The organism is Janthinobacterium foliorum, assembly GCF_978021625.1.
Genome location: NZ_CDXDQE010000012.1, coordinates 46,714 through 60,300 on the forward strand (window position 1 = coordinate 46,714; position 13,587 = coordinate 60,300).

At 64.4% G+C, this 13,587-nt stretch carries 14 protein-coding genes; 10 read left to right on the forward strand and 4 right to left on the reverse strand.

Annotated features, from left to right (window positions below; all coding sequences use genetic code 11):
• Nucleotides 1-77: 77 nt before the first annotated feature.
• Nucleotides 78-977: a transcriptional activator NhaR gene (gene nhaR, locus ACZ92H_RS21870; RefSeq protein WP_131377867.1), complete on the reverse strand. Its 900-nt coding sequence runs from the start codon at nt 975-977 to the stop codon at nt 78-80.
• A 161-nt stretch (nt 978-1,138) separates the two neighbouring features.
• Between nhaR and ACZ92H_RS21875 the strand changes: the two genes are divergently transcribed.
• Together ACZ92H_RS21875 and ACZ92H_RS21880 are read left to right on the forward strand one after the other, a co-directional pair.
• Nucleotides 1,139-2,101 carry a TerC family protein gene (locus ACZ92H_RS21875; protein WP_131377865.1) on the forward strand — a complete coding sequence of 321 codons (963 nt, stop codon included), beginning with the start codon at nt 1,139-1,141 and terminating at the stop codon, nt 2,099-2,101.
• Nucleotides 2,102-2,161: 60 nt separating this feature from the next.
• Nucleotides 2,162-2,566: a tellurite resistance TerB family protein gene (locus ACZ92H_RS21880; protein WP_465051010.1), complete on the forward strand. Its 405-nt coding sequence runs from the start codon at nt 2,162-2,164 to the stop codon at nt 2,564-2,566.
• Nucleotides 2,567-2,582: 16 nt separating this feature from the next.
• Here the strand turns inward: ACZ92H_RS21880 and ACZ92H_RS21885 are convergent, their stop codons facing one another.
• A complete protein-coding gene (locus ACZ92H_RS21885; RefSeq protein WP_465051011.1) occupies nt 2,583-2,936 on the reverse strand; it encodes a YnfA family protein in 354 nt (117 codons plus the stop codon).
• Nucleotides 2,937-3,026: 90 nt separating this feature from the next.
• Between ACZ92H_RS21885 and ACZ92H_RS21890 the strand changes: the two genes are divergently transcribed.
• Entirely contained in the window at nt 3,027-4,295 is a 1,269-nt protein-coding gene (locus ACZ92H_RS21890; RefSeq protein ID WP_465051012.1) for a glycerate kinase type-2 family protein, read from the forward strand.
• A gap of 2 nt (nt 4,296-4,297) precedes the next feature.
• Here the strand turns inward: ACZ92H_RS21890 and ACZ92H_RS21895 are convergent, their stop codons facing one another.
• The gene (locus tag ACZ92H_RS21895; protein WP_131377859.1) at nt 4,298-5,311 is read right to left on the reverse strand and encodes a zinc-binding alcohol dehydrogenase family protein; all 1,014 of its coding nucleotides are present in this window, start codon (nt 5,309-5,311) and stop codon (nt 4,298-4,300) included.
• Nucleotides 5,312-5,406: 95 nt separating this feature from the next.
• Here ACZ92H_RS21895 and ACZ92H_RS21900 point away from each other — a divergent pair, with 95 nt between their 5' ends.
• The 4 genes from ACZ92H_RS21900 to ACZ92H_RS21915 all read left to right on the forward strand — a co-directional run bounded on the left by ACZ92H_RS21900 (nt 5,407) and on the right by ACZ92H_RS21915 (nt 10,385).
• Complete coding sequence (locus tag ACZ92H_RS21900; protein ID WP_131377857.1) at nt 5,407-6,309, forward strand: LysR family transcriptional regulator; 903 nt, start codon at nt 5,407-5,409, stop codon at nt 6,307-6,309.
• 99 nt (nt 6,310-6,408) lie between these two features.
• Complete coding sequence (locus ACZ92H_RS21905) at nt 6,409-7,962, forward strand: DUF1800 domain-containing protein (RefSeq protein ID WP_465051013.1); 1,554 nt, start codon at nt 6,409-6,411, stop codon at nt 7,960-7,962.
• A 20-nt stretch (nt 7,963-7,982) separates the two neighbouring features.
• The gene (locus ACZ92H_RS21910) at nt 7,983-9,173 is read left to right on the forward strand and encodes a DUF1501 domain-containing protein (RefSeq protein ID WP_465051014.1); all 1,191 of its coding nucleotides are present in this window, start codon (nt 7,983-7,985) and stop codon (nt 9,171-9,173) included.
• A gap of 99 nt (nt 9,174-9,272) precedes the next feature.
• Complete coding sequence (locus tag ACZ92H_RS21915) at nt 9,273-10,385, forward strand: AI-2E family transporter (protein ID WP_131377851.1); 1,113 nt, start codon at nt 9,273-9,275, stop codon at nt 10,383-10,385.
• A gap of 232 nt (nt 10,386-10,617) precedes the next feature.
• Here the strand turns inward: ACZ92H_RS21915 and ACZ92H_RS21920 are convergent, their stop codons facing one another.
• Nucleotides 10,618-10,842, reverse strand: coding sequence for a hypothetical protein (locus tag ACZ92H_RS21920; RefSeq protein ID WP_010396348.1), 225 nt, complete (start codon nt 10,840-10,842; stop codon nt 10,618-10,620).
• A 171-nt stretch (nt 10,843-11,013) separates the two neighbouring features.
• On the opposite strand from ACZ92H_RS21920, the gene ACZ92H_RS21925 reads away from it, so the two are divergent.
• The 3 genes from ACZ92H_RS21925 to ACZ92H_RS21935 are packed head-to-tail and all read left to right on the forward strand — an operon-like array spanning nt 11,014 to nt 13,491.
• Nucleotides 11,014-11,742, forward strand: a complete 729-nt coding sequence (locus tag ACZ92H_RS21925; RefSeq protein WP_465052374.1) for a phosphatase PAP2 family protein — start codon at nt 11,014-11,016, stop codon at nt 11,740-11,742.
• 12 nt (nt 11,743-11,754) lie between these two features.
• Nucleotides 11,755-12,669, forward strand: a complete 915-nt coding sequence (locus tag ACZ92H_RS21930; RefSeq protein ID WP_465051109.1) for a diacylglycerol/lipid kinase family protein — start codon at nt 11,755-11,757, stop codon at nt 12,667-12,669.
• Between the two features lie 3 nt (nt 12,670-12,672).
• Nucleotides 12,673-13,491, forward strand: coding sequence for a metallophosphoesterase family protein (locus tag ACZ92H_RS21935; RefSeq protein WP_465051016.1), 819 nt, complete (start codon nt 12,673-12,675; stop codon nt 13,489-13,491).
• The last annotated feature ends 96 nt before the right edge of the window (nt 13,492-13,587 follow it).

Here is a 13,587-nt window from a genome sequence, read left to right on the forward strand (position 1 = left end):
GCCAGGCGCGGCCCGGACGGCCGCCGCCGCCAGCAACCGCGGGCAAGGCGGTTGTCAGGGCCGGCCAGGGTGGCGGCCTAAGCGAACAGCTCGCGCCGCGCGCTGTGGCTGATGGCGACGGTGGCCGGGTGGCGCAGGCGGCGTTCCGTGGTGATGGCATAGACTTGTTCCACCAGGCTGTCGACGCGGCCCAGTTCCACCACGGCGTATTGCTGGCAGACCTGGCGCGCGATGACGGTGGGGGCGAAGAACAGGCCGGCGCCGGACTGGCCGAAGGCCTTCATCATGGCGCTGTCGTCGAACTCGCCAACGATGCGCGGGTGCAGATTGTTTTCACTGAGCCACTGCAGCAGCCGGCCGTAGATGGCGTAGTCCTCGCCCGGCAGCAGCAGCGGGGCACGGTCCAGGCAGCGGGGGAAATCGCCTTGCAGGGTGGCGGCCAGCGCGGGCGTGCCCAGCAGGGTCATGCCGCTTTCGCCCAGCAGGTGGTTGAAGCCGCGCACGCTCAGGTGGGCCGGCATGGGGCGGTCGGCGATGATCAGGTCGAGCCGGTGCACGGCCAGGTCCGCCAGCAGGCTGGCCAATCGGCCCTCGCGGCAAATGATGCGCAGCGGCTCCTCCAGGCCCAGGGCCGGTTCGACCAGGCGGCAGGCGATCAGTTTCGAGACGGAATCGGCGCAGCCCACGCGAAACGCCGTCGTCGTCGTGCGGGACTGGTCGCGCACGATTTCCAGCAATTCATCGCCGGCGCTGAAAATTTCTTCGGCGTGGCTGAGGATGCGCCGGCCCGTGTCCGTCAACTCCAGCTGGCGCCCGCTGCGGCGGAACAGTTCCACGCCCAGGGTATCGGCAAAGTCGCCCAGCTGGCCGGAAATCGATTGCGGCGTCAGGTGCAGCTGCTCGGCCGCCCTGGCGATGCTGCCCGTCTTCGCCACCATCCAGAAATAGCGCAAGTGCTTGAAGTTGAGATTTGACATCGTTCACTCCTGGTCATCAATGCATCGAATTTTTCGATGTATATTGTAATTATATTCGATTTGTTCGATGTGTTAATTGGGCATATGATGGTTGCTTGTTATTCAAGCGAGGAGAACGCCATGTGCTGCAAGGTAGACGGAATGAGTCAGGGAGGCCGCCGATGAACGGCCTGGAAAGCATTGCCACGGCACCCATGTGGGCCGGCTTCATCGTGTTCGTCCTGTTCATGCTGGCGCTCGACCTGTTCGTCTTCGGCGGCAACAAGGCGCACAAGGTGGGCGTCAAGGAAGCGGCGACCTGGTCGCTGGTATGGGTCAGCCTGGCCCTGCTGTTCAATGGCGGCCTGTGGTGGTATCTGAACGGCACGGCCGGTCCCGAGATCGCCAACCAGAAGGCGCTGGAATTCTTTTCCGGCTACCTGATCGAAAAGGCGCTGTCGGTCGATAACGTGTTCGTCTTCCTGCTGATCTTCAGCGCCTTCCAGGTACCGATCCAGTACCAGCGCCGCGTGCTGATTTACGGCGTGCTGGGCGCGATCGTCATGCGTGCCGTGATGATCATGGCCGGCGCATGGGTGGTGAGCGAGTTCAGCTGGGTGCTGTACCTGTTCGGCGCCTTCTTGTTGATTACCGGCATGCGCATGCTGGTGGCGGCCGATGCCGAGCCGGACGTGGCGAACAACCCGGTGCTGCGCTTTGCCCGCCGCCACTTGCGGGTGGCGGACGGCGACCACGGCGAACGTTTCTTCGTCGCCAAGAATGGCTTGCGCTATGTGACGCCCTTGTTCCTCGTGCTGATCCTGATCGAGGTGACGGACCTGGTGTTTGCGGTGGACTCGATCCCGGCGATTTTCGCCATCACGACGGACCCGTTCATCGTCTTCACGTCGAACCTGTTCGCCATCATGGGATTGCGCGCCCTGTACTTCCTGCTGGTGGACGTGGCTGACCGATTCCACATGCTCAAGTACGGCCTGGCGATGGTGCTTGTGTTCATCGGCGCCAAGATGCTGATCATGCCGTGGTACCACGTGCCCGTCGAAGCATCGTTGCTGGTGGTGGCAGTGCTGATCGTGTCCAGCTGCGTGGCCAGCGTGTTCATCACCCGCAGCGACAAGCAATAAACGCCGTACCGCGCGCCCTGCAATGGCGGGGCGCGCTTGTCAACCAACAATGAAAGAGAAATGATGCGTACCTATGAAGTGAACAGTCCCCAGGCAGCGGGACGTATTCTGGCCCTGATGATGGTGGTCGATGGCAATTTGGCCAGCGCCGAGCTGCAAGCGATGCACCGCAGCAAGATCCTCGAGCATATCGAGCTGGAGCCGGCCGCCTTCCAGCAATTGCTGCAAGACCTGTGCGACGACATGCTGACGTCCACCGTGCATGGCGCCATCCAGCTGGGCAATGGCGTGATCGACAGCTTGCTGGAGGAAATTGCCGACCCGGACTTGCGCCGCAAGCTGCTGCAAGCCATGTGGAAGATCGCCGATGCCGATGACTGGCTGGCCGATGGCGAAGCCGTGTTGCTGGCCCGCGCCAGTGCGGCTTGGTCGGCGGAAACGAACTTTCGCCGGCACGCCGCCTGATCGTGCCTGATCCTGCCTACGCCGCCTTGTGCCCCATGGCGATGACGGCGGCGCCGGCCAGGGCCAGGCCTACGCCCGTGAAATCCGTCCAGGCGGGCGTGACGCCGTCCACCAGCCAGAGCCAGCCCAAGGCCGTGGCGATATAAATGGCGCCATATGTGGCGTACACCCGGCCGCTGGCGGCGGGATGCAGGGTCAGCAGCCAGACGAAGACCAGCAGGCTGGCGGCGGCCGGCAACAGCAGCCAGGCGCTGCCCTTGTTGCTCAGCCACAGCATGGGCAGGTAGCAGCCCAGCAGCTCGGCCACGGCGGTGACGGTAAACAGGCCGAAGGTGCGGGCAAGTGAGGTCCATTCGATGGCGTCGTTCATTTCATTCCTGTGAGTAATCTTGCCGCCATTGTAGCTGCCAGGCGGCACCGGCACTGCTATGATCGGGGTCGGAGACCCGAGGAGAAAACAATGACGACGACCCCGGCGCCGCGCGCCTTGCTGCAAGCCATGTTCCACGCCGCCATCGCAGCGGCGCAACCGTCGCACTGCGTGCCGCCCCATCTGCCGCCCGTGCCGCAAGGCCGATTGATCGTCATCGGCGCGGGCAAGGCGTCCGCCGCCATGGCCCACGCCGTGGAACAACATTGGCCGGGGCCGCTGTCGGGCCTGGTGGTCACGCGCTACGGCTATGGCGTGCCGTGCGAGCGCATCGAGATTGCCGAAGCGTCGCATCCCGTGCCCGACCAGGCAGGCATGGACGCGGCACGCCGCATGCTGGAACTGGTGGGCAACTTGCAGGCGGACGACACGGTGCTGTGCCTGATTTCAGGCGGCGGCTCGTCCCTGCTGGCCTTGCCGCTGGACGGCATCACCCTGGCCGACAAGCAAGCCTTGAACCGCGCGCTGCTGGCGTCGGGCGCCACCATCGGCGAAATGAATTGCGTGCGCCGCCATTTGTCCGCCATCAAGGGCGGGCGCCTGGCGGCCGCCTGCCATCCGGCCCAGGTCATCACCCTGGCGATCTCCGACGTGCCCGGCGACAAGCTGGGCGATATCGCCTCGGGACCCACGGTGGCGGACGCCACCACCTGCGACGATGCGCTGGCCATCGTGCGCCGCTATGGCATCGCTCTGCCGGACAGCCTGCGAACAACACTGGAGAGCGGGCGCGGCGAATCCGTGAAACCCGGTGATCCGCGCCTGGCGCGCACGCAGACGACCCTGGTGGCCACGCCGCAACTGGCCCTGGAGGCGGCGGCCCAGGTGGCGAGGGCGGCCGGCGTCACGCCGTATATCTTGGGCGACAGCCTGGAAGGCGAGGCGCGCGACGTGGGCACGGTGCTGGCCGGCATCGCACTGCAAACGGCGCAGCGGGGGCAGCCCTTTCCCGCGCCCTGCGTGCTGCTGTCGGGCGGCGAAACGACGGTAAGCGTGCGCGGCAATGGACGGGGCGGGCGCAACGTGGAATTCCTGCTGGCGCTGGGCATCGCCCTGCAAGGCCAGGCAGGCATCCATGCGCTGGCGGGCGACACGGACGGCGTCGACGGGCAGGAAGAGATCGCGGGAGCGTACCTGGCGCCCGATACCCTGCAGCGCGCCTGGGCGCTGGGCATCAAGCCGCGCGACAGCCTGGACAACAACGATGGCCACGGCTTCTTCCAGGCGTTGGGAGACAGCGTGGTGACGGGCCCGACACTGACCAATGTCAATGATTTCCGGGCCATCCTGATTACCTGAATTTAGAACCCGTCAAGGACGATCTTGCCCTTGGCCGTATTGCTTTCCAATAAGGCATGCGCGCGCTTCAAGTTCGCCGCGTTGATTGTGCCGAAGCGCTCGGCCACGGTGGTCTTGATGACGCCCGCGTCCACCAGTTGCGCCAGTTCATCGAGCAACGCATGCTGCTTGACCATGTCCGGCGTCTGGAACAGCGAACGGGTAAACATCAGTTCCCAGTGCAGCGACACGCTCTTGCCCTTGAGCTTGCGCACGTCGATCTGCTCGGGGTCGTCGATCAGGGCAAACTTGCCCTGCGGCGCGATCAGTTCGACGATCTGCTCGAAATGCCGGTCCGTCTGGTTCAGGCTGATCACGTAATCGACGGGCGGCAAGCCCAGGCGCGTGACTTCCTGCGCCAGCGGCAAGCGGTGGTCGATCACGTGGTGGGCGCCCAGTTCCTGCACCCAGGCCGCCGTTTCCGGACGCGAGGCCGTGCCGATGATGGTCACGCCCGTCAATTGCCGCGCCAGTTGCACCAGCACGGAGCCGACGCCGCCGGCCGCGCCGATCACCAGCAGGGACTTGCCCGTCAGACTCTTGTCGCGGCTGATCTGCAAACGGTCGAACAGCAATTCCCAGGCCGTAATGGCCGTCAGGGGCAGGGCGGCGGCGGGAGCGAAATCGAGACTGGCCGGCATGTGGCCGACGATGCGCTCGTCGACCAGCTGGAACTCGCTGTTGCTGCCGGGGCGGTTGATGGCGCCCGCATACCAGACCTTGTCGCCCGCCTTGAACAGGCTTACGTCAGGACCGACGGCGGTGACGACGCCGGCCGCATCCCAGCCCAGCACTTCCGGCTGGCCGTCTTTCGGGGCGCGGTTCCTGCGCACCTTGGTATCGACGGGGTTGACGGAAATGGCGTGCACGGCGACGAGCAGGTCGCGGCCCGTGGCGACGGGCGTGGGCAACTCGATGTCGAGCAGGGCGTTGGCATCCGTGATAGGCAGGCTGTGGTGGTAGGCGATGGCTTTCATGTGCTTCCTCGTTGAGTGGATACCGTATGATGGCCGTATTGTCGCCCTGGAAAAAGAGGGCGCGTACCGAAACACTTTCAAAGGAATGCTGAAAATTGCTGCGCCTCGATGACTTGCAGGTATTTGTGCGCACGGCCGACCGGGGCAGCTTGTCGGCGGCCGCGCGCGAGCTTGGCATTTCTCCCGCGCTGGCCAGCGCCGCCGTCAAGCGCCTGGAAGGGGAATTGGGCCTGCGCCTGCTGGCCCGCACGACCCGTTCGCTGAGCCTGACGCCGGAAGGCACGCAATACCTGGAACACGCGCGCGAAGCTTTGCGCTTGCTGCGCGCAGGCCATGACGCGCTGCTGGCGGGCAAGGACACTTTCGGCGGAACTTTGAAAATTGCCATGCCCTCCGACCTGGGCCGCAACCTGATGCTGGGCTGGCTCGATGCCTTCCAGCAGCGCCACCCGAAACTGCATTACCAGCTCAGCGTCAGCGACCGCGTGGCCGACATGGTGCGCCAGCAAGTCGACGTGGCCCTGCGTTACGGCCAGCAAGACGATTCGAGCATGGTCGCCATGCCCATCGCGCCGGCGAATGACCGGGTGCTGGTGGCCTCGCCTGCCTATCTGCGCGAGCACGGTCCCCTGCTGGCGCTGGAAGAATTGTCGCGCCACAATTGTTTGCGCTTCGCGCTGGAAGACGGCTTGCATGACCGCTGGACCTTTTACCGGCTGCCGCAGCGCGAGCAGGTGACGATCCAGGTGAGCGGCAACCGCAGCGCCGATGATGCGGAGCTGGTGCGCCGCTGGGCCGTGGCCGGCCTGGGCATCGCCTACAAGTCGCGGCTCGATGTGTGCGGCGACGTGGCGGCCGGCCGTTTGCAACTGCTGTTGCCCGAGGTGGCGGGCGAGGCCACGCCCTTGCATCTGGTCTGCACGCACCGGGCGCAAGTGACGCCGCTGGTGCTGCAACTGCGCGACTTCCTGCGGGAACAGTGCGCGGCCTTGGCATAAAAGCATTCTTCATTACAACTCGTTGCAAATGGCAATCATGCGCGGGTCAACCAGGGCGTACCCTCATGCATTCTGGTTGACACCGCCTGAAGGACTGCCATGCCCCCCAACCGACTGCTGCCAACGACCCTCATTGCCCTGCTGTTGCTGGCGGGCTGTGCCACGCCTGAACCCGGACCCGGATCTGCGCCGGGGAATGTCGCCAAGGCCGAGAATCCCGCGCAGGAGCTTGCCATGCTCGAGCGCATCAGCTGGGGCGTGAACGGGAGCAGCGCGCGCCAGTTGCAGCAGGAGGGCTGGCAGCGCTACCTGCAGGCGCAATTGCACCCGGGCAAAGCCAGCCTGCCGCCCGCCGTGCAGGCGCAGATCGACGCCATGACCATCAGCCAGGTGCCGCTCGACCAGCTGGTCCTGTCCATGGAGCAAAAGCGCAAGGAATCGGCCGCCGTCCTGGATGATGCGGCCAAGCAGCAGGCGCAAAAGGATTACCAGCAGGAACTCAACCGCCTGGCGCGCGAGGCGGCCACGCGCTCGCTGCTGCTCGACGTGTATTCGCCCAATCAGCTGCAGCAGCAGTTGAGCTGGTTCTGGCTCAACCATTTCAGCGTGCACCAGGGCAAGCACAACTTGCGCGCCATGGTCGGCGATTACGAGGCGAACGCCATCGCGCCGCACGCCTTGGGGAAATTTCGCGACTTGCTGGGCGCCACCGTGCACCATCCGGCCATGCTGCGCTACCTGGACAATGAAGCCAACGCCGTCAAGCGCATCAATGAAAACTATGCGCGCGAGCTGATGGAGCTGCATACCCTGGGCGTGAACGGCGGCTACAGCCAGGCCGACGTGCAGGAACTGGCGCGCATCCTGACGGGCGTGGGCGTGAACCTGGGCACGGATGCGCCGAAGGTGAAGCCGGCGCTGCAGGGGCAGTACGTGCGCCGGGGCCTGTTCGAGTTCAATCCGAACCGCCACGATTACGGCGATAAACAGTTTCTCGGACACACGGTAAAGGGCCGGGGCCTGGCCGAGCTGGATGAAGCGCTCGATCGCCTGAGCCGCAGTCCCGCCACGGCCCGCTTTATCAGCGGCAAGCTGGCCCTGTATTTTGTCGGCGACAATCCACCCGAAGCGCTGGTGGCGCGCATGGCGGCCACCTTCGAGCACAGCGATGGCATGATCGCCGACGTGCTGCAGACCATGTTCAACAGCCCCGAGTTCCGCCAATCGCTGGGCAAGAAATTCAAGGACCCCATGCATTATGTGGTGTCGGCCGTGCGCCTCAGCTATGACGACAAGCCCATCCTGAACGCGGGACCCATGCTGAACTGGCTGTCGCGCATGGGCGAGCCGCTGTACGGGCGCCAGACGCCGGATGGCTATCCGCTGACGGACGCTTCCTGGGCCAGCCCCGGCCAGATGACGACGCGTTTCGATATCGCCCGCACCATCGGCGCGGGCAGCGCCGGCCTGTTCAAGACGGATGGCCCGCAGCCACAGGAAAAAGTCGCGTTCCCGCAATTGGCCAATGCCCTGTATTACCAGTCGCTGCAAGCCACCCTGAGCCCGGCCACGCGCCAGGCACTGGAACAGGCCGCCTCGCCGCAGGAGTGGAATACCTTTTTTCTGTCGTCGCCTGAAATGATGCACCGCTAAGTTGACATCGGAGGACTGCCATGAATCGCCGTGACCTGTTGAAAGCCCTGGCCGCCGCGCCCCTGCTGGCGCATGCGGGCAATTTGCTGGCCGCGCCGGCCGCGCCGGCGAAGCTGTTGTTCGTCTTCCTGCGCGGCGGCTATGACGCGAACAACTTGCTGGTGCCGGTCGGCAGCGATTTCTATTACGCGGCACGGCCGAATATCGCCATTGCCAGGCCGGGCGCGGAAAATGGCGCGCTGGCCCTGAACGGCGATTGGGCACTGCATCCGGCCTTGCGCGAGACCATCTATCCCATGTTCAACAGCGGCGAGGCAGCCTTCATTCCGTTTGCCGGCACGACGGATCTGACGCGCAGCCATTTCGAGACGCAGGATACGATCGAGCTGGGGCAGGAACTGGGGGCGCGCCGCGATTTCCGCTCGGGCTTCCTGAACCGGCTGGTGCAGACCTTGAACGGCAGCAAGACCAGCCCGGCCATCGCCTTCACGGACCAGTTGCCACTGATTTTCCAGGGTGGCGTGCAAGTGCCGAACATGGCGCTGCGCTCCGTGGGCAAGGCCGGTATTGATGCGCGTCAAAGCCAGATCATCGCCGCCATGTATCGCGGCACGCCCTTGCAGCAGCCGGTGGCCGCCGGTTTTGTCGTGCGCGACGATGTGACGAAGGAATTGACGGGCGAGATGCAGGCGGCCAACCGCAACGCCATCTCTACCCGCGGCTTTGAACTGGAAGCGCAGCGCATCGCCCGCTTGATGAAGGACAAGTACAACATCGGCTTCGTCGATGTGGGCGGCTGGGATACGCACGTGGGGCAGGGCGGCGCGAATGGCTACCTGGCCGGGCGTTTCGACGAGCTGGGGCGCGGTTTGTCCGCGTTTTCGCAGGAAATGGGCGGCGAGTGGCGCAATACCGTGGTGGTCGTCGTCAGTGAATTTGGCCGCACCTTCCGCGAAAACGGCAACCGCGGCACGGATCACGGCCACGGCAGCGTGTTCTGGGTGCTGGGCGGCGGCATCAAGGGCAAGCAGGTGGCCGGTGAACAGCTGGCGATTACGCAAGCGAATCTGTTCCAGAACCGCGACATGCCGGTACTGAATGAATACCGCGCCGTGCTGGGCGGCTTGCTGCGGCGCGCGTTTGGTTTGAGCTCGGCACAGCTGGAGCACGTATTTGCCGGCGTGGCGCCCGCGGAACTGGGCCTGGCGTAAGCTGATGTTAACGAGGGGCGTGTTACGCTATGCCTGCGCAATTGGCGCATAGGCAAGCCCGCCACCTTTGCAGGCAGCGCGTGGCACGAATGGAGTGGTATGACCGATACCCAGCGCGACATGCTCAGCGCAGGCTTTTCTCTGGCGCTGATAGCCCTGACGGCGTTCGTCATGCAGCGTTTCTTCCTGCCGCTCGTGTGGGCCGGCATCCTGTGCGTGGCCACCTGGCCCCTGTACGTGCGCGTGCGCGCGGCGCTGGGGCAGCGCACCATCATCGCGGCGGCCCTGCTGACCCTGGCGTTTGCCTGCATCTTCATCATTCCCGTCTTGTTCGGCGTGGCGCAAGCAGCGCGCGAAGTGCCCGAGCTGGCCAATTTCGTCGTCAATGCGAACAGCAACGGTCTGCCAGTGCCGGACTGGACTGCGCATATTCCCCTGGCTGGCGACGCCATCCGCGACTGGTGGCAAGCCACCCTGAGCCAGCCCCATGGCCTCAGCCATTTTTTTGCGGGCAGCGCCGTCGGCGGTTTTCATTCCGCGCGCGACATGCTGAAAATCCTCGGTGCGGACGTGTTCCACCGCCTGGTCGATTTCGGCCTGGCGTTTCTGTGCCTGTTTTTTTTCTACAAGGATGGCGAAGCGCTGACGCGCCAGATCACGGCCATCGGCAGCCATTTCCTGCGCCCCGAACGCTGGGGCCGCTATGCGCAAAAAGTTCCCACGGCCATCCGCGCCACCGTCAATGGCCTGGTGCTGGTGGGCCTGGCGGAAGGCGTGCTGATCGGCATTGCCTACGCCATCGCCGGCTTGCCGTCGCCGGCCCTGTGGGCATTCGCCACCGGCATCCTGGCCATCATCCCGTTCGGCGCGCCGCTGGCCTACCTGTGCGCGGCCGCCTTGCTGCTGTTCCAGGGCAGCGTGGGCGCCGCCATCGGCGTGGCCGTGTGGGGTACCGTGGTGCTGTTCGTGGCCGACCATTTCGTGCGGCCCGGCATGATCGGCAACGCCACCCGCTTGCCCTTCCTGGCCGTGCTGTTCGGCATCCTGGGCGGTGTGGAAACCCTGGGCCTCGTGGGCCTGTTCATCGGCCCCGTCGTGATGGTGCTGTTCGTAACGCTCTGGTACGAGGCGAATGTATTTGACACGGTGCCGCCGGCCAAGGCCGGTGTGCATACACCTGCCAGCCCGGCCGCACCGGAACGCATGCAGTAGTGAGGGGTCGGCCAGCATGCTGCTGGCCGGTACTGGTACGTTCCTGGCGCGGCCGGGCGGGGCTTTCAAGCAAGCTTGCCGACAGCCCCGGGATACGCCGGAAAAAAATCGCAGCGAGCGGGAATGAGTTGCGGCCAAGCAACGCTGACGTGCTTTTGCCGTACTTCAGTACGGCGAACATCGCAGGCCGCAGGACGCAAATCGTACCGCGCAGTGGATTTTTAAGGCGTATTTAATGCGCTTTAGATAAGATCAACAGCCAACGGCGCATCAGCAGCACTTCAACATAGCCCGGCTCGATGCCCGTACCGCACTCGATCAAGGGATTGACGGTGTAGTAGCGCTTGCGGAAGTCGCGGCAGACGAGGATTTCGCGCTTGCCCATGCGGACGAGGAAAGAGCTTGGGGCGTATTCCAGGCCAAACCGTGAGCCAAAACCGCTATTCAATGTTGCCATGACAATTCCTTTGAGGGAGATGTGTTGAACGAGTCATCAGAATAGCATAACTACTGTATGAAAACACAGCTACTGTATGAATAAACAGTATTTTTTTATGGGTGTGGTTTTTTTGATCATCACCGGGAACAAGGAAGAGAGACCAGTTTGCAGCAAAAGAATGACATGGGCATGACCACGGGATGGACCACCAAACTGCGCCGCTTTGTCGAGGCGCGCCTGTCGCCCGAAGGCGAGCTGGGCCTGCATATGACGGTGGGTGTGGCCCTGATGCTGGTCGCCATCGTGGTCTTCCACGAGATTGCCGAAGCCGTCATGGGCATGCAGCAAATCACGGTGCTCGACCTGCAGGTGGCGCAATGGTTCAACCAGCATGCGGTGCCGTGGGTTACGCGCTGCCTGCTGCTCGTCACGCACCTGCACGGCGTGATCGGCGCCATTACCCTGGCCACCTTGCTGGGCTGGTACTGGTACCGCAAGGGCGCCACGTATTGGCTGTTCACCCTGCTGATTACCATGCCGGGCGTCATGTTCCTCAACGTGCTGCTAAAGTATGTATTCGCGCGCGCGCGGCCCAGTTTTGACGCGCCCATCCTGCAGTCTGCCCTGAGCACGTACAGCTTTCCCAGTGGTCATACGGCCACCTCGACAGCCCTGTACGGCTTGCTGGGCGCGTATCTGATTTGCCAGACGGCGCCGGGCGCGTGGGGCAAGCGCATCGCCATCGCGCTGGCTGCCTTCCTGATGGCGGCGCTGGTGGGCTTCAGCCGCATTTACCTGGGCGCGCATTACCTGAGCGACGTGCTGGCGGCCATGGCGGAAAGCTATGGCTGGCTGGCCATCTGCATCGCCGGCGTGTCGACCTTGCGTCGGCGCCGGCATATCCGGCAAACCAAATAAGGGGAAACTGTCCTGTGTAAAGTCGCTGTCATCATCAATGCGGGAGCCGGCTGCGGCTACGCGCCCGACTGGGCGCAGCAGCTGGAAGCGAAATTTGCCGCCGTCGGCCTCGACGCCGCCATCACCCTGGCCGCCAGCGGGGCCGAGATGATCGCCACGGCCGGGCAAGCCTTGCGCGATGGCGCAGCCATCGTGGTGGCCGGCGGCGGCGATGGCACCATCAATGCCGTGGCCTCCGTCGTCGTCGGCAGCGGCACGCCATTCGGCGTCTTGCCTTTGGGCACCTTGAACCATTTCGCCAAGGATTTGAACATTCCTTTGGAACTCGATGCGGCCATCGCCAACGTGGCCCAAGGCACCAAGGTCCAGGTCGACGTGGGCGAGGTGAATGGCCGCATCTTCCTGAATAATTCCAGCCTGGGCCTGTATCCCGACATCGTGCGCGACCGCGAAAAGCAGCAGCGCCGCCTGGGACGGGGCAAGTGGCTGGCGTTCAGCTGGGCCATGCTGGCCGCGCTGCGTCGCTATCCGTTTCTCAGCGTGCAACTCAAGCTCAACGACGCCGTGCATGCGCGGCGCACGCCGTTCGTCTTCATCGGCAACAATGAATACTTGATGGAAGGCTTGAATATCGGCGAGCGCGAACGGCTCGATGGCGGCCAGCTGAGCCTGTACGTGGCGCAGCGCCCGGGCCGCCTGGGTTTGCTGAAGCTGGCCCTGCACGCGCTGTTCGGCAGGTTGTCGCAGGCCAAGGATTTTGACGTGCTGACGGCCACCGACCTGGAAATTGCCACGAAGCATAGACGCCTGCGCGTGGCCACCGATGGCGAAGTGACCATCATGACTACGCCGTTGCACTACCGCATCCGTCCCGCCGCGCTGGACGTGATCGTGCCCGCGCCCGTCGCGGCGCCAGCCCAGGAGTAGCCCATGCGTACCATCGTGCACTTGTCCGACTTGCATTTTGGCCGGGTCGATGCGGCCCTGCTGGCTCCCTTGCGCGCCCTGGTCGAGCGTCTCGAGCCGGACGTGGTGGTCGTCTCGGGCGACCTCACGCAGCGGGCCCGCAGCGCCGAATTCCGGCAGGCACGGCATTTTCTCGATAGCTTGCCGGGGCCGCAGATCGTCGTGCCGGGCAACCATGACGTGCCCCTGTACAACGTCTTTTCGCGCTTCCTGACGCCGCTGGTGAAGTACCGGCGCCATGTGACGGACGATTTGTCGCCCGAATACGTGGACGAGGAAATCGCCGTGCTGGGCATCAATACGGCCCGCTCCCTGACCTTCAAGGATGGCCGCATCAGCCACGAGCAGATCGCTTTCCTGCGTGAACGCCTGGGCCGCTTGCCGCCCGGCTTGACGCGCATCATCGTCACGCATCATCCGTTTGACTTGCCCGAGCATTTTGACGAGGACGACCTGGTCGACCGCGCGCCGCAGGCATTGCAGATGTTTTCCGAGTGCGGCGTGGATTTATTACTGGCCGGCCACCTGCATGCCAGCGTGGCGGGCAACACGGCCGAGCGCTACAAGATCGCCGGCTACGCGGCCCTGATGGTGCAGGCGGGCACGGCCACGTCCACGCGGGGCAGGGGCGAGTCGAACTCGTTCAATGTGCTGCGCGTGGAAAACAGTTGCATCAGGGTCGAGCGCTACAGCTGGAACGAGGAGCGCGCCGATTTTGAAAAGGTCAGCACGGAAGCGTTCGCTCGCCAGGGCGGCGTGTGGGCCAGCCTGCGGCCGTTGTAGGGCTTGCATGGGTCGGATGAGCGTGGCGAAGCGGCGCGTAATCCGACGCCATGATTGGCGCTGGTGTCGGCTTACGCTGCGCTAAGCCGAGCTACG